21 protein-coding genes and 1 pseudogene are annotated in these 23,948 nt (G+C 35.0%); 6 read left to right on the top strand and 16 right to left on the bottom strand.

The annotated features are described in order from the left end of the window. Positions 1–63: 63 nt before the first annotated feature. Positions 64–681: a DUF1684 domain-containing protein gene (locus ACR9EA_RS12165; protein WP_435133402.1), complete on the top strand. Its 618-nt coding sequence runs from the start codon at positions 64–66 to the stop codon at positions 679–681. Here ACR9EA_RS12165 and crcB read toward each other — a convergent pair. After that, complete coding sequence (gene crcB, locus ACR9EA_RS12160; protein ID WP_435133399.1) at positions 678–1,049, bottom strand: fluoride efflux transporter CrcB; 372 nt, start codon at positions 1,047–1,049, stop codon at positions 678–680. The two genes, ACR9EA_RS12165 and crcB, sit on opposite strands and share 4 nt — an antisense overlap. Before the next feature lie 17 nt (positions 1,050–1,066). Further along, the gene (locus tag ACR9EA_RS12155; RefSeq protein ID WP_435133396.1) at positions 1,067–2,098 is read right to left on the bottom strand and encodes an SRPBCC family protein; all 1,032 of its coding nucleotides are present in this window, start codon (positions 2,096–2,098) and stop codon (positions 1,067–1,069) included. Between the two features lie 505 nt (positions 2,099–2,603). Between ACR9EA_RS12155 and ACR9EA_RS12150 the strand changes: the two genes are divergently transcribed. Continuing rightward, positions 2,604–2,990: a hypothetical protein gene (locus tag ACR9EA_RS12150; RefSeq protein WP_435133393.1), complete on the top strand. Its 387-nt coding sequence runs from the start codon at positions 2,604–2,606 to the stop codon at positions 2,988–2,990. Positions 2,991–3,150: 160 nt separating this feature from the next. Here the strand turns inward: ACR9EA_RS12150 and ACR9EA_RS12145 are convergent, their stop codons facing one another. Then, positions 3,151–4,209 (bottom strand): branched-chain amino acid aminotransferase, encoded by a 1,059-nt coding sequence (locus tag ACR9EA_RS12145; RefSeq protein WP_435133390.1) that lies wholly within the window; start codon positions 4,207–4,209, stop codon positions 3,151–3,153. A gap of 156 nt (positions 4,210–4,365) precedes the next feature. Here ACR9EA_RS12145 and mnmD point away from each other — a divergent pair, with 156 nt between their 5' ends. The 3 genes from mnmD to ACR9EA_RS12130 all read left to right on the top strand — a co-directional run bounded on the left by mnmD (position 4,366) and on the right by ACR9EA_RS12130 (position 6,712). Beyond that, positions 4,366–5,049 carry a tRNA (5-methylaminomethyl-2-thiouridine)(34)-methyltransferase MnmD gene (gene mnmD, locus ACR9EA_RS12140; RefSeq protein WP_435133386.1) on the top strand — a complete coding sequence of 228 codons (684 nt, stop codon included), beginning with the start codon at positions 4,366–4,368 and terminating at the stop codon, positions 5,047–5,049. Between the two features lies 1 nt (position 5,050). Next, entirely contained in the window at positions 5,051–5,620 is a 570-nt protein-coding gene (locus ACR9EA_RS12135; protein ID WP_435133383.1) for a pentapeptide repeat-containing protein, read from the top strand. Positions 5,621–5,800: 180 nt separating this feature from the next. Further along, a complete protein-coding gene (locus ACR9EA_RS12130; RefSeq protein WP_435133380.1) occupies positions 5,801–6,712 on the top strand; it encodes a TIGR01777 family oxidoreductase in 912 nt (303 codons plus the stop codon). Positions 6,713–6,754: 42 nt separating this feature from the next. On the opposite strand, the pseudogene ACR9EA_RS12125 reads toward ACR9EA_RS12130, so the two are convergent. The 12 genes and pseudogenes from ACR9EA_RS12125 to ACR9EA_RS12070 all read right to left on the bottom strand — a co-directional run bounded on the left by ACR9EA_RS12125 (position 6,755) and on the right by ACR9EA_RS12070 (position 22,440). After that, a pseudogene (locus ACR9EA_RS12125) lies at positions 6,755–8,031 on the bottom strand (NAD(P)/FAD-dependent oxidoreductase). Positions 8,032–8,205: 174 nt separating this feature from the next. Then, on the bottom strand, positions 8,206–10,128 hold the full coding sequence (locus tag ACR9EA_RS12120) for a DUF349 domain-containing protein (RefSeq protein WP_435133377.1): 1,923 nt from the start codon (positions 10,126–10,128) through the stop codon (positions 8,206–8,208). Between the two features lie 99 nt (positions 10,129–10,227). Then, positions 10,228–10,968: a shikimate dehydrogenase family protein gene (locus ACR9EA_RS12115; RefSeq protein ID WP_435133374.1), complete on the bottom strand. Its 741-nt coding sequence runs from the start codon at positions 10,966–10,968 to the stop codon at positions 10,228–10,230. Next, entirely contained in the window at positions 10,965–11,981 is a 1,017-nt protein-coding gene (locus ACR9EA_RS12110) for a DUF368 domain-containing protein (protein ID WP_435133372.1), read from the bottom strand. The genes ACR9EA_RS12115 and ACR9EA_RS12110 overlap by 4 nt, the downstream gene beginning before the upstream one ends. Positions 11,982–11,983: 2 nt before the next feature. Then, a complete protein-coding gene (locus tag ACR9EA_RS12105) occupies positions 11,984–12,988 on the bottom strand; it encodes a DUF368 domain-containing protein (RefSeq protein ID WP_435133369.1) in 1,005 nt (334 codons plus the stop codon). Between the two features lie 53 nt (positions 12,989–13,041). After that, a complete protein-coding gene (locus tag ACR9EA_RS12100; RefSeq protein WP_435139873.1) occupies positions 13,042–14,430 on the bottom strand; it encodes a tetratricopeptide repeat protein in 1,389 nt (462 codons plus the stop codon). A gap of 142 nt (positions 14,431–14,572) precedes the next feature. Then, a complete protein-coding gene (locus tag ACR9EA_RS12095) occupies positions 14,573–15,754 on the bottom strand; it encodes an aspartate aminotransferase family protein (protein WP_435133367.1) in 1,182 nt (393 codons plus the stop codon). Continuing rightward, positions 15,754–17,511 (bottom strand): OstA-like protein, encoded by a 1,758-nt coding sequence (locus ACR9EA_RS12090; protein ID WP_435133364.1) that lies wholly within the window; start codon positions 17,509–17,511, stop codon positions 15,754–15,756. The genes ACR9EA_RS12095 and ACR9EA_RS12090 overlap by 1 nt, the downstream gene beginning before the upstream one ends. 192 nt (positions 17,512–17,703) lie before the next feature. Next, positions 17,704–18,975: an adenylosuccinate synthase gene (locus ACR9EA_RS12085; RefSeq protein ID WP_435133361.1), complete on the bottom strand. Its 1,272-nt coding sequence runs from the start codon at positions 18,973–18,975 to the stop codon at positions 17,704–17,706. Between the two features lie 12 nt (positions 18,976–18,987). After that, on the bottom strand, positions 18,988–19,440 hold the full coding sequence (locus ACR9EA_RS12080) for a Fur family transcriptional regulator (protein ID WP_435133358.1): 453 nt from the start codon (positions 19,438–19,440) through the stop codon (positions 18,988–18,990). A gap of 26 nt (positions 19,441–19,466) precedes the next feature. Then, positions 19,467–21,683, bottom strand: coding sequence for a RelA/SpoT family protein (locus tag ACR9EA_RS12075; protein WP_435133355.1), 2,217 nt, complete (start codon positions 21,681–21,683; stop codon positions 19,467–19,469). Positions 21,684–21,759: 76 nt separating this feature from the next. Further along, positions 21,760–22,440: an SIR2 family NAD-dependent protein deacylase gene (locus ACR9EA_RS12070; protein ID WP_435133352.1), complete on the bottom strand. Its 681-nt coding sequence runs from the start codon at positions 22,438–22,440 to the stop codon at positions 21,760–21,762. A 61-nt stretch (positions 22,441–22,501) separates the two neighbouring features. Here ACR9EA_RS12070 and ACR9EA_RS12065 point away from each other — a divergent pair, with 61 nt between their 5' ends. Then, complete coding sequence (locus tag ACR9EA_RS12065; protein ID WP_435133349.1) at positions 22,502–23,155, top strand: TrmH family RNA methyltransferase; 654 nt, start codon at positions 22,502–22,504, stop codon at positions 23,153–23,155. Here ACR9EA_RS12065 and ACR9EA_RS12060 read toward each other — a convergent pair. Beyond that, entirely contained in the window at positions 23,152–23,898 is a 747-nt protein-coding gene (locus ACR9EA_RS12060) for a hypothetical protein (protein ID WP_435133347.1), read from the bottom strand. The two genes, ACR9EA_RS12065 and ACR9EA_RS12060, sit on opposite strands and share 4 nt — an antisense overlap. Between the last annotated feature and the right edge of the window lie 50 nt (positions 23,899–23,948).

Here is a 23,948-nt window from a genome sequence, read left to right as displayed (position 1 = left end):
TTCAATTCTTAGTTCAAAGCTATATAAAATTTCGATAAGTTGTATTTTTGAATAAAAAATAAAATGAAACAATTTTTATTCTTTATAGTTTTTGGTTTTTTAGTGTGTAGTTCTTGTCAGCAAAACAAACGGCCGTTGTTGGGAGAAACACCATTTCAAAAATCATTAAATGCTACATTTAAAGATGCTTCAACATCTCCATTAAAGAAGAAGGATAGGCAAAACTTTGAAGGTTTAGATTTTTTTGAAGTAGATTCTTCATACATCGTGCAGGCCACTTTAAAGCATACACCCGATTCTGAGTTTTTTAATATGCCTACAACAACAGGTGAGTCTAGACAAGAGCGTATTTTTGGAGTACTTCATTTTAAATTAAATAATAAAACATATCAGTTAAATGTATATGAAAGCAAGGCATTGCTGAACGACCCTAACTATACAGATTACTTATTCTTACCGTTTTCCGATTTAACCAATGGAGAATCTACCTATGCTGGCGGTCGTTATATTGAGCTAAAAGTGCCAAATAAGACAAAGGCGCAAACTATAACTATAGATTTTAACACCGCTTTTAACCCGTATTGTGCTTATAACGATACCTATTCGTGCCCTATTGTACCGAGAGACAATACTTTAAACACTAAAATTTTAGCTGGTGTTAAGGCTTATAATAAGCATTAAACGTGTTTTATTAAATAAACACCAAGAAACACGGCGAGAAAACCTAGAATAAAACTAGCTAGTGTGTAGATGGCAAAATTGAGAAAATCTCCAGACTTTAAAAACACATGGTTTTCGTAAGCAAAAGTAGAAAATGTAGTCAGTCCGCCACAAAAACCTGTAGCGAGTAATAAGGTATGGTTTTGCGATATAAAATGATGTTTTGCGGCAAGTCCTAAAATAATGCCAATAAATAAGCTGCCTAAAATATTGGCTAAAAAAGTACCATAAGGTATGCCTGTTGCAGCATTATTTAAATGTTTACTTATTAAAAAACGAAGTATGCTACCTAGTCCACCCCCAAGAAATATAAGTAACAATTGTTTCATGGGAGGGCTGTTGTTTTTTAAGGTAAATTAAAATTAGGTATAGAATCTTCTTCTTTTATGGCAACGTACAATTCTGTAATCCAGTTTGCAGGATTTAATACAACATCGGGATTCGTAACATAAGTTTCTAGCATTGGACCATTTTCTAACGGCACGAGACCATTGGATTTCATATCATTAAAGGTTGCTTCCCAGGCGCGATCTAAAAATTCGTAATCGCCTTTTAGTGTTGTTTTTACAGTTCTAAAAGGTTCTAAAAGTCCAGTTAGTATATCTTCTTTAGTAGAGATAACTTGTGTGCTTGTTGGTATGCAATACGAGAAAATAACGGCGTTGTTTACAGTATCCCATTTATGATAAAATATGTAAGGCGAACCAGCCATAGCGATATGGTTGTTTTTTATGTAGTTATCTACTTCTGGCATTAATTGTTCTATTTTATCGTGAAAACGATCTAACTTGCTCGACGCAGTTTTATATAAATAATAACCGCCACTGTGGTGGGTAATACCATCTTTTGTAATACTAAAGGTTTTCATGCTTTGTACTACAGCCGTACCGAGTTTGGTTAAACTGTTTTCAAATTTTGGAGCTAATTCAACATCTGGACTACCAAATAAGGCGTATAAGGCTTTTTGTTTAAAGGGAATATTTTTACTAGTAAAAGTCCATGTTACCTGTGTTGTTCTTTTGCCTGTTGGTTCAAACGTCCAATCTAGTTCTGTTTTTGGGTAATCGGGAAACGAAACAGTTTGTTGCAATCCTGACGGCTTACTGCTATTAAGCTTGGTTATTGTTCCTAATTTATTATTATCTAGCCAGGTATAGCTATTGGAATTTCCTAGTGTGTCTGTGGGATCTGTTTTAGGCCAAGGCGACCAATCTTGCCAAGTTTTTAAATCTTCAACATAATTGTAAACTACTTCTTGAGGGGCTTGTATGGTTTTAGTTTTGGTTAGCTTCAACTCGTTAGGTTGCACAGCAACATAAATAGCAGATCCAATAAAAGCGATAAGTAGAAGTAATAAAAGATATTTGGCGTATTTCATGTGCGAAAAATTGGTTAATATCAAAGGTAATCAATTTTCCTACAAATTGTAAGGCATTAGTTCGTCTTACTGCAATAAAACTTAACGGATTGCATTAAGAGCCATCTCATTTATATAATGTAAAATATTTGAGGAGGATTTAATACACCGAATGGAAGATAAAATATCGGTAAAAAGGTTACTTTTAACTTTTAAAAATGAGTTTTATACTCACAATAAACAATAAAAAAGCAATAAAACCTATAAGTACCCAAATACTGCCGTTGTAATATTTTTTATGAATCCTTAAGTCCTTTTTGTAGGTAAACAAAAGCACAATTACAAAAGCAATAAAAAATATAACACCAAAAACAAGTTGACCGGTTGTAAACATAGGGCGTACTAAGAATTAATAAAAAATAGTATAATTAATTTTTAAATTATCGACAAAAACTGAAAAAGTTCGGCGTTTATTGTGAAATTAATAATTGTGTAAAAATAAACAAAAAAATAATATTTTAATAACATGAAACATAAAATAGAAGCTGTAAAAGCATTTCATACAGCATTTAAAATAGGGCATAGCGAAAGTCCAAAAGCTAGCTTAGGGACTAGTAAAAACACACTGCGTTTTAATTTGATGAAAGAAGAAAACGAAGAGTATTTAGAAGCGGCCAATAATAACGATTTGGTAGAAGTTGCAGATGCCTTAGGCGATATGCTTTATATTTTATGTGGTACTATTATAGAACATGGTCTGCAGCATAAAATTGAAGCCGTGTTCGATGAAATACAACGCAGCAATATGAGTAAATTGGGCGAAAACGGCGAACCTATTTACAGAGAAGATGGTAAAGTGTTAAAAGGGCCAAACTATTTTAAACCCAATATAGCTCAGGTTTTAGAGCAATAAAACTAAGGCTGTTTTGAAGATGTGTTTCTCGCTTTATTCTATCTAAACTTATTTTAATGTCTCGTGTATTAATTAATATAACACTAAGGTTTAGAGTCAGATTGAATTAGGCGATATTAAGAAAGCATTCAAAACAGCCTTTGTTTTTAATTATACAATATTATATAATAGGTTGTCTCCAACCGTATGGATCTTCCGATTTGTTATACTGAATATTAAGAAGTTTTTCCTTAAAAATTGAAGCAAATGAAGGGTCTTGTTTTGGAATTTCGAAGACTTCATCTTTGTGTGCAAAAGCCGAAATAGGACTTACCACTGCAGCTGTTCCAGAACCAAAAATTTCTTTAAGCGATCCGTTTTTTGCTGCTGCTTTAATTTCTGTAACTGTTATAGGTCTAACTTCAACTTTCATGGCAGCATCTTCAGCAATTTGTATAATGCTTTTACGCGTAATACCATCAAGAATTCTATCGCTTGTAGGTGCGGTTATAAGTGTGTCATCAATTCTGAAAAACACATTCATAGTTCCTGCTTCTTCTAAAAACTCATGAGTATCGGCATCGGTCCAGATAATTTGCTGAAAACCTTCTTCGTTAGCTAAAGATGTTGGGTAAAACTGTGCCGCATAATTACCAGCAGCTTTGGCATAACCAACGCCTCCGTTTGCAGATCTACTAAATTTTTCGGCAACCAATACACGAACATCTCCAGAATAATACGACTGCGCCGGCGAACATATTATAAAAAACTTATATTCTAAAGCAGGCGACGCCGCAATGGCAGGATCTGTAGCAATTACAAATGGGCGGATATATAACGAGTTACCAAAACCTGGTTTAACCCAATCTTTATCGATTTCTAATAACGTTTTTAAGCTGTCCATAAAAATATCTTCAGGAAATTCTGGAATGGCCAAACGTTTAGCAGATTTGTTAATACGTCTTAAATTTTCTTCAGGTCTAAATAACCAAACGTCGTTATGGTCGTCTTTATAGGCCTTCATGCCTTCAAAAACGGCTTGTCCGTAATGAAATACGCGTGCAGAAGGATCGATAGTTAAGGGGCCATAAGGCACAATTTTTGGTGTTTGCCAAGACCCGTTTTTAAATTCACACTCAAACATGTGGTCGGTAAACACTTTACCAAAAGTCAAATTTTCAAAATCTACATCTTGTATCTTGCTGGTATTTGCTTTTGTAATTTCAATAGTAGTGGTCAAAATATTAAAATTTACGAATTAAACGCTAGTTAAATAATAGCTAAAAGTACTATAAAAATCCGAAAAATGATTTAAAATTCCGTTATATTTATTCGCAAATACACACCATAAATAGCGAATTAATTAGCTTCAATCTTTTTTAAATCTTCATTTATTTTGCAGAAAACATATATTAAAACCGCCGATGGATCGACCACTATTTATGTGTCGGAACTGGATGAAACGTATCATTCTAGACATGGTGCTATTAATGAGGCAAAACATGTTTTTATAGCGTCTGGTCTTTATTTTGTGATTGATCAGTTACCAAAACAGTCTGCTTTGTCTGTTTTGGAAATAGGTTTTGGTACTGGCTTAAATGCTTTTTTAACCTGTTTGGAAAGTAATGCCTTGCAGCACTCAATACATTATACAGCGATTGAAGCCTACCCTGTTGCCGAAGATCAATTACAACATATCAATTTTTATAATTTAATTGAAGGAGGAGTTTATAAGGATATATTTTATAGTTTGCATCAATCGGATTGGGAAATACAAAACAACATATCGGATAACTTTAGTTTAATCAAGCAGCATAAAAAGTTTGAAGCTGTCGAAGAAGACGCGCAGTATCATCTTATTTATTATGATGCTTTTGGACCAAGAGTTCAGCCAGATTTGTGGGGGGAATCTATTTTTAGTCGTATGTTTAAGGCATTAATTCCAGGAGGTGTATTGGTAACTTACTGTGCACAAGGCAAAGCCAGAAGAGCCATGCAGGCCGTTGGCTTTGTGGTAGAGCGCTTGCCAGGCCCGCCAGGAAAACGTGAAATGTTAAGAGCTGTAAAACCTGAATTTTAATATGAATAATTTAATTGAAGATCGACTTTTTATAAACGAGAATTTTTCCAATCACCGCCTGACTTTAGCCGAATACGATAACTGCACGTTTAACCAATGCGATTTTTCTAATAGTAATTTATCGGCCTTAGTATTTACAGAATGCGAGTTTATAGATTGTAATTTAAGTAATGCTAATATTAAAAACGCAACTTTTAACGAAGTCATATTTACAGATTGTAAGTTGTTGGGCGTAGCGTTTAAAGAGTTAAGCACATTTTTGCTGAGTTTAAAATTCACTTCGTGTAATTTACAGATGGCAAGTTTCGATTTTTTAAAATTGAAGGAAACCGTATTTACTAAATGTAATTTACAACAAGCTGTATTTTATGAAACCGATTTAAATAAAGCAGTATTTGATGAATGCGATTTACAACAAGCCCAGTTTATAAGTGCTAATTTACAGCAGGCAGATTTTAGTTCGGCATTTAATTTTTCAATTAACCCCAATGACAATCAACTAAAAGGCGCTAAGTTTAGTAAAGATAATTTGCAAGGGTTATTAGATTCTTTTCAGTTAAAGATTGTATAAACAAGACGTTAATAAGTATTAAATTTTGGTTGTTATGTGTTAAACCTAACTTAATAGACACTGCATACGTAACGCTATTTAATATTTTTGTACTAATAAATTTAAAACTGAACCCTATTTATGCTTTGCAGTAATCCACACTGTAAACTTAACCACATGGGTATCGAGTAACTTTTTTGTATGAGCGTATTAATTACTGGTGCAACAGGGCTTCTAGGCAGCAAAATTGCGAAGGCATGTATTCGTAAGGATATTGCTGTTAAATATTTAACAACCAGTAAAAGTAAAATACAATCAGAGCCACTTTATCAAGGATATTATTGGAATCCCGAAACAGGAGAAATAGATTTATCATGTTTTGATGATGTGGAAGTGATTATTCATTTAGCAGGCGCAACAGTATCTAAACGGTGGACAACATCTTATAAGAAAACAATTTTAGATAGTCGCGTTGTCACCACGCGCTTACTACATAAAAGTTTAAAATCGTTAAACACTCATAAAGTAGCGCATTTTATATCGGCTAGCGGAATTAATATTTACCCAGATTCCTTAATAAAGTATTACGAAGAGTCCGAAACGACAATAGACAGCTCTTTTTTAGGAAAAGTGGTTAAAGCATGGGAAGATGAAGTCGATACGTTTTTTAGTTTGAATATTCCTGTGGCTAAAATTAGAATTGGTTTGGTTCTAGCAGAAGAAGGCGGTGCATTGCCTGAATTAAAAAAGCCTATAGATTTTGGTTTAGGGGCTGTTTTTGGTTCGGGAGAACAATGGCAATCATGGATTCATGTAGATGATGTGGTTCGCGTTTTTATGCACGTTTTAAAATATAGGCTAGAAGGCATATACAATGCCGTTGCACCTAATCCGGTAACACATGCCGAACTCACTCGAATGGTCGCAAAAACGTTAAGCAAGCCATTGCTTTTGCCCAATATGCCTAAAAGTGTTATGAAAGTAGTTCTAGGCGATATGCACGAATTGCTATTTGCTAGCCAGCGTGTGGGATCTAAAAAAATAGAAAATAAAGGCTTCGATTTTAAATTTCATAATCTTCAAAACGCTTTAGACGATTTGTTGTTGCAATAAATTTGTAAACCAAAACCATTTACTTTAGATTTTTCGAGAAAATTATTTTTGTTGTTGCTCTTTGGGTTTGATAATCATTCTAAAAGATTGATCTTTATAAATGTAATATCCCGTCCAATCGTAAAGTGCTCGCATGCGATTTCTAAAATTAACAAGAGACATAATGTGTACAAAAATCCAAACGCACCAAGCGATGAATCCTTTAATAAAGAATTTTTGGTTAGGACCATCGGTAACAGCTTTGTTACGACCAATAATGGCCATCGAGCCTTTGTCGTTATAAGAAAAAGGTGTCCAAGATTGTACTGAATTTTTGTTTAAGTTTTTACCCAAATTATGCGCTTGTTGTATAGCCACTTGTGCTAATTGCGGGTGCCCATCAGGAAATAAATCGTCTCCCGAAACGATGCAGGCATCTCCTATGGCGTAAATGTTTTTATAGCCATCAACTAAATTAAAAGCATTTGTTTTTAAGCGTTTACCGCGACCGTAATCTTCGGGTTTAAATCCATCAAAAGTTTTTGCCGAAATACCTGCGGCCCAAATCAGGTTACGCGACTCTATAGTCGTGTCGTCCGAGAGGTAAACAATATCATTGTCAAAATCCTTTACAAAAGTATTTAGTTTAATATGTATGCCTAATTCTTGTAATTTTTTATAGGTGTACCCTTGCGTTTTTTTAGACATGGCAGAAAGCACAGCAGGTTGGCCGTCTATCAAGTAAATATCGCCTAAATCTTGTTTAGAGAGTTCTGGGTAGTCTTTGGTAAGAATATTGCTTCGCATTTCTGCAAAAATACCCGAAAGTTCTACTCCGGTAGGGCCTGCTCCAGCAATAACAAACGATAGTAATTTTTTACGCTGCTTAGGATCTTCTATTCTTGTAGCTCGTTCTAAACGTGTGAAAATTAAATTTCGGAGCGCCAAAGCATCCGAAATGGTTTTCATGGGCAAAGTTTTTCTTCAATATTTTTATTCCCAAAAAAGTTGGTTTCGGCTCCTGTGGCCATGACTAAATAGTCGTAATGCAGTTCGCCGTTACTAAGTATAATTTTGTGCTCTGCAGGTATTACTTCTTGCAAGGTTCCAAGTCTAAAACGTACATTTTTGTTACGTCTTAAAATTTTTCTGAACGGATAACTTATAGCCGATGGCTCCATAAATCCAGAAGCTACTTGGTAAAGTAAAGGCGGGAAAAAGTTGTAGTTATTAAGGTCTACAAGTATTATTTGATGATTTTTAGAGTGTTTTAGTTGTTTAATTAATTCTAAACCGGCGAATCCGCCTCCAACAATTACAATTGTTTTTTTGGGTGTCATGTTTCTTAATTTACACAGGATGTTATAAAGATACGACTCCTTTTTTTTACTCAGGCATAATGTTTTTATAAGATTTAAAAATTGTTGACATGTGCGGATTATTGTGTTTTTTAAATGAAAAAATCCTATCTGAGTTAGTAGATAGGATTTTTGAAAAACTTTTTTAAGTGTATTTTAATACAATGCTTTTATTTTACTCAGCTTGGTTTTCCAAAGCTTTAATTCGTCTTTATGGTTTTTAATATTGGCATGTACTTCTTTAACTAAAGGATTATCGTCGTCTACATTAGTAAAGAATTGTAAATTGTTTTCCAGCTGATTTATTTCTCCTTTTATTTCGTCTATTTTTTTACGAATAAAAGTACGCTCATTGTCTAAATGTCTGGAATCTTGGGCATTGTTTAGCTCGTCGATCTTATTGTCGAATTTAATTAATTCGGCTTCGTTTTTATTTATTTTTATGCGTTTAAAAAGGTCGTCTAGCGCTTTGTTGAATTTACCTTCGATAAAGCGTTTGTTGTTAGGTACGCGGCCAAGCGTTTGCCAAGTATTTATTTGGGCTTTAATGAGTTTTAAATCGCTGTCTTTGTCGCCAGTAAATTCTAATGTTTTTAAACTGTCTAATAAATTGGTTTTAGCATTAAAGGCATCTAGCTCCTCTTTGTTTTCTGCGTTTCTTTGAGCGTGTAATTTATCGAAGTAAGCGTTGCATGCAGCTTTAAAACGTTTCCATATTTTATCGCTGTCTTTGCGCGGTACATGGCCAATTTTTTTCCAATCGCTCTGTATTTTTTTCATCAGGGGAGTGGTTACCTCAAAATCGTCGCTGTCTTTATTGTCTTCAGCAATTTGTATTAAATCCATTTTTTTCTGAAGATTATCAAATTGCTCTTTCTTCAGTTCTTTATAAAACACATTTTTTTTGCGATTGAAAGCTCTAACCACTTCTTTAAACTTTTGCCACGTAGCTTCGTTTACTTTTAAAGGTACTTTTCCAGCGCTAAAAAAAGCTTCACGAAGTTGTTCGATCTCTTTTATTTTGGCCTGCCAACCGTTATGCGATTTTGCGCCTTGCTCTGTTATAGCTTCTATTTTGGCAATTAAATCTTGTTTTTTCTCTAGATTTTTTTCGTAGACTTTATCTAATTCTTCAAAATAAGCCTGTCGTTTATTATGGATGGTTTTAGTTGCAGTTTTAAAACGGTTCCATATTTCCTCGCGGTGTTCTTTCGATACTGGTCCAAGTTCTTCTTTCCACATTTTGTGTAATACTTGTAACTCTCTAAAAGAACGGTTAGTGTCGTCGTCTTTAGCCAATTCTTCGGCACGCTCAATAATTTTAAGTTTTAGTTCTAAATTGTGTTTAAAATCTAAGTCTCTTAAATCGCGATTAAGGTGTAAAAAGTCGTAAAAAATCTCTACGTGGTGGTGGTAACTATTCCAAGCATTATTGTATTTGTCTCTAGGAATTGGCCCTGCATTACGCCATTGTTCCTGTAGGTCTTTAAAATGCTTGTAAGTGGTGTTTATATTTTCTTCGACATTGATTAAGCCTTTAATTTCTTCAATAATTTCAAGTCGCTTAGCCAGGTTGTCTTTTAGGCTGTTTTCTATATTTTTATAGTGTGCGTGTAATTTACCGCGATAATCTTTATAGGCAGTTTTGAATCGTTTTTGAATAGGGTTGGAGTAATAAAAATCTATTTCGTTGCCACCATCGTTCAAAAAATCTTCCTTTTTTTCGTCTACAAGTGCGTTAAATTTCGAATTGAATTCGTTTTTTATGCTTTCTACGTGCGCTTTAATGGCCTGCACTTTTTCGCTAGCAATTAGTTTTTCTAATTCTATTGCGAGTGCTTCTAGCGACATGGTATCGTAGTCTTTAAACGGAATAGTGTGTCTGTCGTTATTGCCTTCGTCTTCGGCATCTTCTGCATTTGAAGCTTCAATTTCTTCAAAAACCACATCTTCGTTTTTTATATCGTCGTTAGGAGATACTATTTCGTTATGTGGCGTAGTGGCTTTTACAGACTCGTCTGTACCGTTCTTATTTTCTTCGTTTCCGTCTACAGGTTGTAGGTTATCTTGCTCTGACATTTTAAAAAATGTTTATGTACGTTAATATAAGTTCTAAATATACTAACAACTAGTATATTTACAAAGTGTTGTAATCTTTAAATGTAAAGGTTGTATTGGCTAGTATAAATTCCAGATATCCCAAGCTTTTTCGGCTTGTAATATAAGCATGTTAAGGCCATTAATTGTGGTTGCTTTGCGCTCTCTGCCGTGCTTTAAAAATCGGGTTTCTTCTGGGTTGTAAATTAAATCGAATAAAATATGTTCGCGGCCAATTGCGTTGTAAGGAATGTCTGGGCATTCGTGAATATTAGGAAATGTACCCACTGGCGAACAGTTGATTATGATTTTATGCGCATCAATAATATCATTATTTAAGCTTTCGTAACTTATGGTGTTATCGTTTTTTGGGCTTCGAGACACGTATTGAAATTTAATTTTAAGTTTTTTAAGAGCGTAAGCTATGGCTTTGCTGGCGCCTCCTGTTCCTAAAATTAAAGCCTTGTCGTGGTACGATAGTAAATGTGGTTCTAACGATTTTTTGAATCCGTAGTAATCGGTATTATAACCAACTAATTTGCCTTTTTTTGTTATTTTAATTGTGTTTACCGCTCCAATTTTTTTGGCTCGACTATTTAACTTGTGCAAATAGGGGATAACCTGCTCTTTATAAGGAATGGTTACATTTAAACCTTTTACATTGGGGTGGTCTTTAAATATGTTAGGGAATTCGGAAATATCTTGAATATCGAAATTCTGATACGTAGTGTCGGTAATTTTTAAATCTTCAAATTTTTGTTTGAAATAAGAATTCGAGAAAGAGTAAGAGATATTTTTTCCTACAAGGCCTAGTGTATTCATTTAATTCGTCTGGTTTTTCGTCCGTAAATTTCTAATCCTAGAACTATAGCAATGCCAAATATCACAAAAAAAATGGCTGCAACGGTTTCGGTATTAAATTCTGGAATGTATCGTGTATAGTTTGTTATAATTTTTGAGCCGGTAGAATCTAAAACAAAATCGCCTGTATTCGATAATTTATAAATTGTTTTTTTCCAGGGCCAAACCACACCTAAAGAACCTACAATAAATCCAATTATAGACGCCATTGTTATACTTTTATAATGTTTTAGGATGTAGCTTAGAAGATGCGAAAAGGTAACTAATCCCGTTACAGAACCCAAAGTAAAAATGGCTAGCACTTTTAAAAGTCTAATTCTATATGGATTGTTTAGAAAGTCGAAATTCCATTTTAAAATATCGGCAAAAGTATCGGATAATGCATTTACAGAATCGACTAATAATAACACGTAGTTGCCTAAAAGTATTAAGATAAACGAACCCGAAAACCCAGGAAGCGTCATGCCAGATACACTTATAATACCACAAAAAAACACAAACCACAAATTGTCGTTTTCTGTTGCGGGATCTAAAAAACTAACACTTAGCCCCAGTAATGTGCCAATTATTAAAGCTGTTAATGTTTTGTAATTCCACTCTTTAAAATCTTTACTAATGTAATAGATAGAGCCTATAATCATACCAAAAAACACACTCCAGACATAAAGTTCGTAGTGTTTAATAAGGTAGTCTAATAGTTTAGAAACACTAAAATAACTAATAATCATGCCAAGAAACAGCAGACTTAAAAAGCGACCGTTTACGTATTGATAAAAACTTTTAAATCGGCCGTTTATTAACAATTTAAAGGCTTTACCATTTATTTTTTGAAGCGAATAAATAAACTCTTCGTAAAACCCAGAAACAAAAGCTACTACACCTCCAGAAACACCAGGAACTTTATTGGCAGCTCCCATACCTAATCCTTTTAAGATTAGAAAGATTTTGTCCGTAAAGGTTCTGGTACTTTCCATTACTATTGTTTTGAACCTAGTTTTTCAAGAATAAAAATGGTGAAAAAACCAATTATCATTAAGCCAATGGCAGGTATTAGCTGCGCGTTAACCTGATTTAAATCGGTATAAGTTGAAGCCCAAGTACTTTGCTCGGTAACTGTTTTGTAGAGATCAGTGAGGCCAGTTTGCTTCTCGAAAATTGATAAAGTGCCTAGTTTTGAGACTTCCGAAAACGGAATAATTTGCCCCGATTCCTTTTCTAAAACTGTAGCTGTCAATTTCCAAGGCCACACTTTATTTAAAGACCCAAAAATAAACCCTGTAAGTACCGCTAGTGTAGTGTTGTGATAGTGTTTAAAAAGCCATTTTAAAAGATGACTAAAGCTAAGCAGCCCTATAAGTGCACCCGAGGCAAATAGCGCAATTCTTTTAATATCGAAATCACTAAGGGCATCGCTTAATGTTTTATACGCTCCTAAAATAACTAGAATAAACGATCCTGAGATGCCAGGTAAAATCATGGCGCAAATGGCTATGGCTCCTGCAAAAAATAAAAACCACGGACTGTTTGTGGTATTCAGAGCTGGTAATGTAGAAATATAAAAAGCAATAATTGCTCCTAGAATGGCACTAATTATGGTTGCTAAATTCCATTTTTTAATTTGTTTACCAACAAAATAAATACTGGCGATAATAAGACCAAAGAAAAACGACCAAATTAAAATGGGTTGATGTTCTAGTAAGTACTTGGCAATGCGCATAAAGCTTACAAAGCTTATTACGATGCCTGTAAGTAGGGCTAGCAGAAAATTACCGTTTAATTGGTTCCAAAACGCTTTAAAACCTTGCTTGCGCCATGTGGTAAAAAGAGATTTGTTAACTCCGCTAATGGTGTTGATGAGTTCTTCGTAAATTCCAGAAATAAAAGCTATTGTGCCTCCCGAAACACCAGGAACCGCATCGGCAGCTCCCATAGCTAATCCTTTTAAAGATATAATGAAATAATCTTTTAAGCGTCGTTGCATTTTTTGGTTTTAAATTGAAAACCAAAGGTAATAATTTTTACACCTAAAGCAGGTTATTCTTTTGGTTTAAGTGCTTTTTTTAAAAAGGACGATTTGTAGGTTTCTGGAAATAATTCCTCTATAATAAAAATATAGTCAGGGTTGTACAGTAAGGCATTTTTTAAGTGAAAACTAGCTTTTTCTGTTTCGTTTGTAACGTGGTATAAACCAGCTAATCGATACTCTATTTCGGCATTTTCTGGATAAAATTCCATGGCTTGCAATAAATTGTAAATCGCAGCCTCGGGTTCATCAATTTCTATAAGAATATCGCAACGGGTTAACCAAGTATTGAGCTCGTAATTGCCGAGTTCTAGTGTCTTTTTAAATCCGCGTTCTGCTTCTTCTAAATGATTTAAACGGTGATTAATCTGTGCGTATAATTTCCAATATTTTACATTTTCACTATCAATATTTATAGCTTTATTAATGTAGTGTAACGATTTTTGAAAGTTGCGTTGCTTGTTGTAAAATTTGGTAATGGCAACCCAACCTTTGTCTAATAAAGGGTCTTCGTGAACGGTTTTGTAGTAATATTGAACAGCCAATTCTTGATTGCCTAATTTTTCGTAGCAATGTCCTATGCGCAACAAGGCAAACGAGGTAGGATCGTCTAAGGTTAACGAGGTGGTATAGCATTCTATAGCTTCTTCAAAACGTTTTAGTTTTTCTAAAACTTTACCTTTTTCGATGTAGGCTCCAACAAAAGTATCGTCTGAAATAATGGCAAAATCAAAAGCTGCAATGGCTTTTTTATGGCGTTTTAAGGCGACATATTGTTTTCCTAACTGGTGCCAAGCCACTTCGCTGTAAGGATTTTTATCAATATAAATATTTAAATAATCTATAGCTTCTTGGTGTTGTTCTAAAAACTCGAAACAATACACCATGTTATAAAGTGCCGAGTAATCTTCTAAATCGGACTCTAAACATTTTATGAAATTATCTTTTGCGTCTTCAAATTTGTCTAAAAACAAATATTCCATACCTATTAAAGAATACAGGTCGGAGGCATCGTCTTGAGATAAATCGATGGCTTTTTTTAGAAGGTCTATAGCATCTTCGTGCTGATCTCTTTTAGAAAGGATATTAGCCTTTTGGATGTAAATTTCTTCGTTATGGGGTTCTAAATTGTAAAGCTCGTTTAACATAACATCGGCTTCCTCCAACTTGTTTTCGAAAACGTAAACTTCAACTTTAAAGAGTTTTAAATTGGTGGATGTGGGATGTTGGTCTAAACCTAATTTTATGGCTTTTTTAGCAAGTGCAATTTTTCCTAAATCGAGGTAATAATGGATGATGTTTTCAAATTCTTCAGAATCAAAAAATAAAACATGGTTGGTTTTAAGCATCGATTCAAATTTTGTTAAAGGTAACTCGTTGTTGTTAGGACTGAACTCCATAGGCAAAATGTATATGGTTTCTACTACCATTAAATGTAGTGTACTAAATACTTTATAATGGGTTTAAAATGTAAATGTTTTTAACAAAGTAATCAACAGGTATCGTGAAACAAGGTTAAAATACAATATATACGTATGATTTTTAGTTGTTTATGCGGTTTAGAATATCAATAATAATGCCACAACCTTGTTCTATTTCTGTTTTAGAAATGGTTAAAGGTGGTGTAATTCTGATGGCTTTAGGTTCAAAAAGCAACCAAAACGAAATAAGGCCTTGGTCTTGAGCTTCTAAAATGACTTGATTGGTTATTTCTGCACTTGGTGTTAAGGCGGCTAACATAAGTCCTTTTCCTCTTATTTCGGTAATTAAAGGATGCTGTAATGCGTTTCTAAAAAGTTGTTCTTTTTCTAAAGCAGCAGGCATAAGGTTGGTTTCGGTAATTTCTTGCAGAGTGGCTAATGCGGCGGCGGCGATTACCGGATGACCACCAAAAGTGGTTATGTGCCCCATTTTAGGATGCTCTTGTAAATGCGACATTAGTGCCGAAGATGCTGTAAAAGCCCCAATAGGCATGCCGCCTCCAAGACCTTTACCCATAACCAAAATATCTGGTGTACACTGGTAATTTTCGAAACCAAAAAGCTTGCCTGTTCTGCCAATTCCGGGTTGTATTTCGTCTAATATAAGCAATGCGCCAACAGCTTCGCACTGTTGTTTTACTTTTAATAAATAGTTGTTTTTTGGTTCTAGAAATCCAGCGCCTCCTTGTATGGTTTCTAAAATTACAGCTGCTGTTTTTGTGGTTATTTTAGATAAGTCGTTTTCATTATTAAAAGTAATAAATTGCGTTCCAGGAACAATTGGTCTGTAGGCTTGTTTGCGGGCTTCGTAACCCATAACGCTCATAGAACCCATGGTATTGCCGTGGTATGCGTGTTTTGCAGCAATTATTTCCGATCGGCCAGTGGCTCGTTTCGCTAATTTTAAAGCGCCTTCTATGGCTTCGGTTCCAGAATTAGTTAAGTAGGTTTTTTCTAAGGGTTCTGGGGTATGATCGGCAATAAAACGAGCAAGATCTACCGCGGGTTTTTGAATGTATTCGCCGTAAACCATAACATGCATGTATTTGTCTAATTGTGCTTTTATAGCGTTTACAACTCTAGGATGTCCGTGACCGAGCGCACAAGCTGATACGCCAGCAACAAAATCTAAATAGGCTTTGTTGTTAGTGTCGTAAATGTAAGAACCTTTAGCATGCGAAATTTCCATAGCTAAAGGTGCAGGTGATGTTTGCGCTTGATATTTAAAAAAATCTGATCTCATTAAGACTGCTTTTTTTCTTGTAGTTTTGGCTTTTGTAGCGTTTTTTGAGGCGGTTGAAAGTTAGGTATAGAATCCTTACTTGGTAAATGTCTAGAGGCTTTTGCAGGTTTTTGAATATTTTTAGCTTTATTCTGTTCTTCGGCTTGTTGCGCGCGCGCTCTTAAATCGTCATCAAAAAACTCTTCTTGCGGTACATAAGGCGCTAAGCCTTTTATTACAGGAAGATTTAAGGGTGGGTCGTCGCTAAATAAATCGTTTACACTTTTTGGGCGTTCGTCTTCACGCCAATCAAACCCTCTTAATTTTCGAGCGTTTTCAGGGAATTTAGATTCGGGTGAAAGCGTGCCGTCTACTTGGTTTATTTTTCGAAGTTCATCAATGGTATTGCCCGTAAAGAATATGGTGATATTGGCCGATTTCGATTTTTCGATGCCTATTAATTCTTGTTTATCGTTTCGGGCATAATATATCGATTCTGCATTTTTTATAATATCGACTTGCCGTAATTGGTTTTCATCGTTAAAAAGACCGTATAGTTTTTGTCCAGTAATCTGATTGAAGCCACTACCAACAGTATCTTTGTTTATAATAAAGGCATTGTTGAATACAATTAAGGAATCTAATTTTTCTGCTTTGGTATTCGATTTAATATGAATGGTATCGCCAGTCATCTGGTTCTCGAAATTCCAGAGTATAGGCCTGCGTTTTACTGCAAAATTATCTTTGGGTGCTAAACGACCCAAGTTAATTAATTGGGTTAATCCTGATTTCTGATCCATATGAATAGAATCGGCCTTACCACTCATATCCGATTTGTACATTTTTACATTTCTGAACGCTCTGGTTATGCGGTGTTCTGGTTTTCCTGTAACCATAAGCGTATCGCCATGAATGTAAAGTGAATCTCGTTCTTGAACAGAAATTGCCAAGGCGCGTTTTGTTATAAAAACAGAATCTTTATCACGATATACTTCAGCATAGTGTCCTTTTATCACACTATTATTAAGTGTGTCTGTAACTTTAATATTGTTGGTTGCCGATGCAAAACTATTCGCTCTATTAAAATACAGGCTATCGCCTTCAACCACTCTGTTATCGTAGTCTATTCTAGAGTTTTTAATGAAATATCCTGTGTCGTTTTGGGTGTCGTAAAAGCCGCGTTCGCAATATATTTTTGAAGTTTCGCCAGTTATGGTACTAGGGCCGTACATGTAAGCTAGTGCATTTTGTGTGTAATAGTCCAGTTGCTCTGTGTCTAATACGTATTCGGGATTAACAAGCTTAACTTTGCTTACAAATTGGTACTTCTTGGCATTCATATAATAACGGCCAATTTTACTGGTTATAGTGCCCGAAGAGTCTCGCACAACTTTACCGCCTGTTTTGTAAAATGCCTGTTGTTTTAACCTGTCAAAATACAATGTATCTGTAGTAAGTACCGAACTTGGTTCGGTTAATACCACGTCGCCACTTGCAAATGCCAATTTGGTTTTTCCGCTGTATTCTACATATTTGGCATTCATATTTATTGTGTCGCCTTGTTTCATTTTTACATGACCATAGGCTTCTATAAAATCTTCGTTGCCATAATGTATTGCTTGGTCGCACCACATGTTTACACCTTCGTGAATGATATGGATTTGACTTGAATCGTCTCGTGTTAGTATTTTTGCTCCTGGATATTTGGCTTCGTCGAAGGTTAAAAATCCGGAGTATTGGATTTGTATTCGCTTCTGTTTTTGTTCCTGAGCCTGCATGCTAAAACACCACAAGAAACTTAAACATAATAATATATAAAGATATTGGTGTGTTTTCAATTTAAAATATTTGTAGCAAAAATAAGGATATAAATGATTTGCGATACAGCATTATAAAAGATTTAGGATAAAAACGCCTGCTTAAAAGACGATTTAAGCAGGCGTTGATTTTGTTTTTAGGAGCAGAACGGTTTATCTAAAGATAGTTTCTTTTCTGTCTGGCCCTACAGAAACTATGGTAATAGGTGTTTCTAAGGCTTTTTCTAAAAATGCGATATAATCGTTTAAAGCTTTTGGTAATTCGCTGTAATCAGACATTTTTGTTAAGTCTTCGCTCCAACCTTCAAATTCTGTGTAAATCGGCTCTACATTTTCTGGCTCTATATTATATGGGAAATGCTCGATAACTTCACCTTTATATTTGTAAGCAGTACATACTTTTAACGATTTAAAGCCCGATAAAACATCTGCTTTCATCATCATAAGTTGTGTAACACCGTTAACTTGGCAAGCGTATTTTAAGGCAACTAAATCTAACCAGCCACAACGTCTTGGGCGACCAGTTGTTGCACCAAATTCATGACCAACTTTTGCCATGGTGGCACCATCTTCGTCGAATAACTCGGTAGGGAACGGACCAGAACCAACACGTGTGGTATAGGCTTTAAAAATACCAAATACTTCGCCTATCTGGTTAGGGGCAACCCCTAAACCTGTGCAAGCACCAGCAGCAGTAGTATTGCTCGAGGTTACAAAAGGATAGGTACCGAAATCGATATCTAATAACGAGCCTTGAGCACCTTCTGCTAAAATAGATTTTCCTGCTTTTTGAGCTTGAAATACATATTCTTCAGAATCTATAAACTGTAACGATTTTAAAACTTCTACAGCTTCAAAGAATTCGGCTTCTAATTCAGCTAAATCGTATTGAATTTCTACATTGTAAAAATCGATCATAGCTTCGTGTTTGTCGGCTAAAGCTCTATAGCGTTCTTTCCAGTCGCTAAGTTCTAAATCGCCTACGCGCATACCGTTACGCCCAGTTTTATCCATATAAGTTGGACCAATACCTTTTAGTGTAGAGCCTATTTTGGCTTTACCTTTAGAGGCCTCGCTAGCAGCGTCTAAAAGACGGTGGGTTGGTAGTATAATATGGGCTTTTCTAGAGATTAGCAACGATGTTTTGTAATTTACATTTTGCTCGTCTAGTTTATCTAATTCTTTTTTGAAAATAACAGGGTCTATAACGACACCGTTACCAACCAGGTTAGTAGCATCGTCGTGAAAAATTCCTGATGGGATGGTGTGTAAAACGTGTTTTTTACCGTTAAAAACTAAGGTGTGGCCGGCATTTGGACCACCTTGAAAACGGGCAATAATATTGTATTTAGAGGTAAGTACATCAACAATTTTTCCTTTGCCTTCGTCTCCCCATTGTAACCCTAGTAGTAAATCTACTGCCATTATAAAAATATTTTATTTTGTTGTTTTTCTGTTGCCATAAAAGTATAACGAATGGTTTTTAATTTCGATATCAAAAACTTCTTCGATGGTCTTTTTTATGGATTGAATTCGTGGATCGCAAAATTCTATAACTTCGCCTGTATCTGTAAGTATAACATGATCGTGCTGTTTGTCGAAATACGATTTCTCGTAATGTGCTTGGTTTTGCCCAAATTGGTGTTTTCTTACCAAGCCACATTCCAATAGTAATTCGATGGTATTGTAAAGTGTAGCACGACTTACTCGATATTTTTTATTCTTCATATTTAAATAAAGAGATTCAATATCGAAATGTATATCGCTATCGTAAATTTCTTGTAAAATCGCGTAACGTTCTGGTGTTTTACGATGTCCTTTTTCTTCTAGAAATTTAGTGAAGACATTTTTTACAATGTCTTGATTTTTTGTGTCTGATTTTAAACTCATAATTCCAGCGCAAATTTACATTAATTTTAGACTCTAGACACTTTATCTATGCCATTAATTTTCTTAAGATTGGTCATTAATTTACTTAACATCGAATTATTTTTAACCACCACGTTTATTTTGCCCGAAAACAAGCCGTCGTCGGTCTGAAAACTGATGCTTTTAATGTTAACATGCATGTTTGCAGAAATTATTCTTGTTACGTCGTTTACCAATCCCATATTATCTATACCCGATAAAATAATTTGAGCCGAAAATTCTTCTTGCGAGGAATCTATCCATTTGGCCTGAATTATTCTGTAGGCGTAATTAGATTGCAAAGATACGGCATTTGGACAATTTTTTTTATGAACTTTTATACCTTCATTTACCGTTACAAAACCAAAAACAGGATCGCCCGGTATTGGGTTACAGCAGTTAGAGAGTTTGTAGTCCAGTTTTTCTTCTTCTTTTCCAAAAACTAGTAAATCGTATTTAGAGGTTACCTCGTCTTTATCTAATTCGTCTTTATCGATATTGGCGCGACGCGTAATTTTATTTTTGAAAAAACTGACCAAGGCATTGCTTCTAGAAGAGGCATAGCCTTTAAGCATAGCATTGTCTATAGAGCCAATACCCACGCGATAAAAAAGATCGAGGCTGGTTTTTAATTTGAAATAACTAACAAGCTCGTTTATCGATTTTTCGTTCAGGTCTATTTTAAGTTGTTTTAATTTTCGTCTTAAAATCTCTTTGCCGTCTTCTCCAATTCGTTTCTTTTCTTCTTTTAAAGACGATTTAATTTTACTTCGTGCACGTGCTGTTGTGGCGTAATCTAACCAGTTCGCATTTGGTTTCGCATTGTCCGATGTTAAAATATCTACCTGATCGCCGCTGTGCAGTTTGTAGCTTAATGGTACCAATTTACCGTTTACTTTGGCACCTCGGGTACGCATACCAACTTCGGTATGGATATGAAACGCAAAATCTAAAGGTGTTGCGTCTTTGGGTAAAGATTTTAAATCGCCTTTAGGGGTAAAGACAAAAATTTCTTTAGAGTAAAGGTTTAATTTAAACTGTTCTACAAAATCTACTGCATTATTTTCGTTGCTCTCTAAAGCTTCTTGAAGCTTAGCTATCCAAGCATCTAGACTGTCTTCTTTTTCTGGGCCTTGCTTGTATTTGTAATGTGCCGCATATCCTTTTTCTGCAATTTCGTTCATGCGCTCACTTCTTATCTGAACTTCTACCCAACGGCCTTTAGGCCCCATAACGGTAATATGAAGCGCTTCGTAGCCAGTAGATTTAGGCGATGAAATCCAATCGCGTAGTCGGATTGGGTTTGGCCTAAAGTGATCGGTTACAATCGAGTAAATTTTCCAGGCTAGAAATTTCTCGTTAGCGGGATCGCTTTTATAAATAATTCTAACAGCAAATTTGTCGTAAACTTCATCAAAAGAAACGCCTTGTTTTAACATTTTTCTGCGAATGGAAAAAATAGATTTAGGCCGACCTTTTATGGTGTAATTTAAACCTTCCCGATCTAAAGATTTTTCTATTAACGCATTAAACTCCCTTATGTAGGCATCTTGCTCTTCTTTGCTTTCTTTTATTTTGTTTAGAATGTCAAAATATACTTCGGGTTCGGTATATTTTAAACCTAAGTCTTCTAGCTCCGTTTTTATATTATACAACCCAATACGGTGGGCTAAAGGTGCATAAATATAAAGGGTTTCGCTTGCAATTTTTATTTGTTTATCTGGACGCATAGAGTCCATAGTTTGCATATTGTGCAAGCGGTCTGCTATTTTAATAATTATAACGCGAACATCGTCGTTAAGGGTAAGCAGCATTTTTCTGAAATTTTCTGCTTGTAACGACACATCTTCCATGTCTTTTTGCATGGATGAGATTTTTGTTAAACCATCAACTATTAAGGCTACGGTTTTACCAAAGAGTTGTTCGATGTCTTCTATGCTGTATTCTGGGCAATCTTCTACAACATCGTGAAGTAGGGCAGCAGCAATGCTAGTGGCGTCTAAGCCTATTTCTTTGGCCACCAATCGCGCTACGGCTATGGGGTGAAAAATATAGGCTTCGCCAGATTTTCTACGTTGATTTTTATGCGCGTCGACAGCAACATCAAACGCTTTCCGAATCAGTTTTTTGTCGTCATCGGTAAGGGTAAGATAACTTACTTTTAAGAGGTCTTTATAAGCTCTTGCAATCGCTGCATTTTCTTGTTCTATTTCGGCATCTGTCATAAAACTAAAAGTAGTATAAAGAATATAAACTTACAACTGTTTTGTGGTTTTTCGAAACTTTTTAATCCCCAATATTTTAGGGCAATTGTAGTATGTTTATCAGGTCTTTCATCCCTTTGGTTGCCGTTTTTGTAATGATGTTAACATGGGCTTTAGTCATGTTTTCTGGCTTAGGATCTATATAATACGTTGGAGTATTGCTTGACACATAATGCATGAGCCCTGCGGCAGGATACACTTGCATAGAGGTGCCTATTATAATTAATATATCGGCAGATTCGCAAACGCTAATGGCTGCTTCCATCATGGGCACAGCTTCTCCAAACCAAACAATATGTGGTCGTATTTGATAACCGTTTTTGCAGTAATCACCTAGTTTAATATCTGTATGGCATGCAAAAATATCGCGCTCGTTACCCGTACTTCTTGCTTTTAAAAGTTCGCCGTGTAAATGAATAACGTTACTGCTGCCGGCGCGTTCGTGTAAATCGTCTACATTTTGGGTAATAATACTTACTTTATAATCTTTCTCGAGAGCAGCCAAATCTAAATGCGCGCTATTGGGCGATACTTGTAAAAGTTGTGCTCTACGTTGATTGTAAAATTCTAAAACCAGTTCTGGATTGTTTTTAAAACCCTCGGGCGTGGCAACTTCCATAACATCGTGACCTTCCCATAAACCATTTTCGTCTCTAAAGGTTTTTAAACCGCTTTCGGCACTCATTCCAGCACCAGATAATACAACTATATGTTTCATTATTTAAAAATAATAAATCATTTTTATAAATTCGAAGTTTCATAAAATTCAAAATTCAATAATGATTGATTTAGCACTTGTAAATCATTTAGAAACGATAATTACGCCCGAGCGAAAAGCCCGTTTTGATGCCGTCTTACCACAACGCACTAAACATTTTACAGTAGCCACCGAAGATGTGTATCAGCTACATAATACGAGTGCGGTAATACGAAGTTGCGATGTGTTTGGTATACAGGAAGTAAATATTGTAGAAGAGCGAAATTCGAAGAGAATAGATCGGGAGATTGCTATGGGAGCTCAAAAATGGGTGGATTTAAACAGATATAATCATGTGAAGGATTGTATAACCGATTTGAAACAAAAAGGTTATCAAATTATTGCAACCACACCACATAAAAACGATTGTGAGTTGTATGATTTTGATGTGTCTAAACCGTCTTGTTTTTTCTTTGGTAGGGAAACTGAAGGCCTGTCTGAAATTGTTTTAAGTGAAGCCGATGGTTTTTTAAAGATTCCGATGGTGGGCTTTACAGAAAGTTTAAATATTTCTGTTTCTGCAGCCATAATTTTACAGCATGTTACTACTAAATTGAAGAAAACAGATTTAAATTGGCAGTTAACCGAACAAGAGCAATTAGAAAAACGTTTAGATTGGCTTAAAAAATCGATTAAAAGTTACGATGAGGTTGTAGCAAGATTTTATGGGCATTAATCGGTTGTTAAATGTGGTTCTGTATCTTTAATTAATGTGGTGAACTCTTGGCTAAACTTAACTAACGAATCGAGTAAAATTATGCGATTGCGTTCTTTTAGTAAATCGTCTTTAAGTTGTTTGGTGTCGCAATAATCAAAAAATAAAGGAATGTATTTATCTTCTATGTTTAAATCGTTTGTTAATAGTTTTTTATTAAAAAACGCATTGCTGTTAAATAGCGCGTAGAGTTGTTTGTAGTTGATTGCTTGTATTGGTGCTTCTTTACTTTTTTTAGATTTAAATACATCAATAATCGCTTTTATAAGTAGCTTTAAATCGCCTCCGGTATTTTGGTGTGCATATAAATGTGGCCTGTTTTTTATGTCGTTTTGAAGTTGGGTATCCAGATTTTCTTTGTATTTGTCAGTATTAAATTTCGAGGTGTTACTCAGGTTTACAGTACCAAGTGCATTTACTAAAATATTTAATTCAATAACATTGGTGGTGTTAAAGTGTTTGTCTTTTACAACCAGTCGTTGGGGTTTGTAAAATTCCGAAGAAAATAAAATCGTATCATTTACAGCTGCTTTAATAGAAAAATCTCCGTCTTGATTTGTGTACGTGTAATTGTATGACGTAAGATTGAATACTCCTATATTTTTTGCAGTTGATTTATAATCGTATACTTTTCCGGTTATGGTGGTTTGAGCAATTAAAGATACAGGGAGGAAGCAAAGAAGCAGGACATTTAGTTTTAACATAAAACAACAGGCTAGTTAATTTGTGTTTAAATTAAAGTTTTGGAAACGTT

Origin of the sequence: Formosa sp. A9, from assembly GCF_051200825.1 — a bacterium.
Lineage (GTDB): Bacteria > Bacteroidota > Bacteroidia > Flavobacteriales > Flavobacteriaceae > Formosa.
This window is presented reverse-complemented; position numbering and strand designations above follow the sequence as displayed.

Bases quoted from the DNA above. Each gene is read 5' to 3' on its own strand.
- ACR9EA_RS12165 (WP_435133402.1), top strand. From the start codon at position 64: ATGAAACAATTTTTATTCTTTATAGTTTTTGGTTTTTTAGTGTGTAGT.
- crcB (WP_435133399.1), bottom strand. From the start codon at position 1,049: ATGAAACAATTGTTACTTATATTTCTTGGGGGTGGACTAGGTAGCATA.
- ACR9EA_RS12155 (WP_435133396.1), bottom strand. From the start codon at position 2,098: ATGAAATACGCCAAATATCTTTTATTACTTCTACTTATCGCTTTTATT.
- ACR9EA_RS12150 (WP_435133393.1), top strand. From the start codon at position 2,604: ATGAAACATAAAATAGAAGCTGTAAAAGCATTTCATACAGCATTTAAA.
- ACR9EA_RS12135 (WP_435133383.1), top strand. From the start codon at position 5,051: ATGAATAATTTAATTGAAGATCGACTTTTTATAAACGAGAATTTTTCC.
- ACR9EA_RS12130 (WP_435133380.1), top strand. From the start codon at position 5,801: ATGAGCGTATTAATTACTGGTGCAACAGGGCTTCTAGGCAGCAAAATT.
- ACR9EA_RS12120 (WP_435133377.1), bottom strand. From the start codon at position 10,128: ATGTCAGAGCAAGATAACCTACAACCTGTAGACGGAAACGAAGAAAAT.
- ACR9EA_RS12115 (WP_435133374.1), bottom strand. From the start codon at position 10,968: ATGAATACACTAGGCCTTGTAGGAAAAAATATCTCTTACTCTTTCTCG.
- ACR9EA_RS12110 (WP_435133372.1), bottom strand. From the start codon at position 11,981: ATGGAAAGTACCAGAACCTTTACGGACAAAATCTTTCTAATCTTAAAA.
- ACR9EA_RS12105 (WP_435133369.1), bottom strand. From the start codon at position 12,988: ATGCAACGACGCTTAAAAGATTATTTCATTATATCTTTAAAAGGATTA.
- ACR9EA_RS12100 (WP_435139873.1), bottom strand. From the start codon at position 14,430: ATGGAGTTCAGTCCTAACAACAACGAGTTACCTTTAACAAAATTTGAA.
- ACR9EA_RS12095 (WP_435133367.1), bottom strand. From the start codon at position 15,754: ATGAGATCAGATTTTTTTAAATATCAAGCGCAAACATCACCTGCACCT.
- ACR9EA_RS12090 (WP_435133364.1), bottom strand. From the start codon at position 17,511: ATGCAGGCTCAGGAACAAAAACAGAAGCGAATACAAATCCAATACTCC.
- ACR9EA_RS12085 (WP_435133361.1), bottom strand. From the start codon at position 18,975: ATGGCAGTAGATTTACTACTAGGGTTACAATGGGGAGACGAAGGCAAA.
- ACR9EA_RS12080 (WP_435133358.1), bottom strand. From the start codon at position 19,440: ATGAGTTTAAAATCAGACACAAAAAATCAAGACATTGTAAAAAATGTC.
- ACR9EA_RS12075 (WP_435133355.1), bottom strand. From the start codon at position 21,683: ATGACAGATGCCGAAATAGAACAAGAAAATGCAGCGATTGCAAGAGCT.
- ACR9EA_RS12070 (WP_435133352.1), bottom strand. From the start codon at position 22,440: ATGAAACATATAGTTGTATTATCTGGTGCTGGAATGAGTGCCGAAAGC.
- ACR9EA_RS12065 (WP_435133349.1), top strand. From the start codon at position 22,502: ATGATTGATTTAGCACTTGTAAATCATTTAGAAACGATAATTACGCCC.
- ACR9EA_RS12060 (WP_435133347.1), bottom strand. From the start codon at position 23,898: ATGTTAAAACTAAATGTCCTGCTTCTTTGCTTCCTCCCTGTATCTTTA.